The organism is Ruegeria sp. AB5, from assembly GCF_056542645.1.
Genome location: NZ_JBQGAE010000073.1, coordinates 1 through 876 on the forward strand (window position 1 = coordinate 1; position 876 = coordinate 876).

The 876-nt window shown below is 60.6% G+C and carries 2 protein-coding genes; one reads left to right on the forward strand and one right to left on the reverse strand.

The genetic code is table 11. From position 1 onward, the window contains the following. The coding region (locus ACR0L4_RS23660) for a DUF815 domain-containing protein (RefSeq protein ID WP_480515655.1) at positions 1-393 on the forward strand (393 nt) is incomplete at its 5' end. Between the two features lie 61 nt (positions 394-454). On the opposite strand, the gene ACR0L4_RS23665 is transcribed toward ACR0L4_RS23660, so the two are convergent. Continuing rightward, positions 455-876: SDR family oxidoreductase (locus ACR0L4_RS23665; RefSeq protein ID WP_480515656.1), on the reverse strand; the 422-nt coding region annotated here is incomplete at its 5' end.

Genomic DNA, 876 nt, shown 5'->3' on the forward strand with positions numbered 1-876 from the left:
CATTACAAATCGCTCAAGGCCGTGCTGGATGGCGGTATCGAAGGTCGCCCGGAAAACGTTGTGTTCTACGCCACATCAAACCGCCGCCACCTGATGCCGCGCGACATGATCGAAAACGAACGCTCCAGCGCCATGAATCCGTCCGAGGCGGTCGAGGAGAAGGTCTCACTCTCTGACCGTTTCGGCCTGTGGCTGGGGTTCCACCCCTGCGATCAGGACGAATATCTAGCGATGATCGATCGCTACTGCGCCGCTCATGGCGTCAAGGTTGATCCCGAAACTCTGCGCGCCGAAGCCATCGAGTGGCAAGCCACCCGGGGGGCACGCTCGGGCCGCGTCGCCTGGCAATTCTTCGTCGACCTCGCCGGGCGAAACGGCGCCCATATCGGTTAGTCCGCGCGCTTCATCTGGCCAGAAATACCTCCGCCGGAGGCATGGCCCGTCAGGGCCATTCTCACAACAGTGCTATAATCCGCGCCGCCTCATCCGCAGTGCTGGTTAATACATCCCGATCCTCACCGGGATGGAAACGCGCACGTACGGCGGTCGGCATCGGTGCAGGCTCAACAATCGACACGCGCGGTCCTGTCCGCGCGGTCTCGGTCGCCCAGCTGCGAGCCAGCGCCATCTGCGCCGCTTTGGTGGCGCCGTAGATGCCATAGAACTTCTCGCCTGCCTTCGGGTCATCGAAGAACACGGCATGGGCAGTTTCGCCCAACAAAGGCGCGACATACGGGATCAGAACCGAGGTGGCGTTTGCATTGATGCTGGCTGCCTTGTTCCATTCCTTCGGATCAACGAAATGCACTGGCGTCAGGGCTGAGGTATGGATTGCAGTATGCAACCACAAATCGATCTTGCCCCAGCGATCGTGAA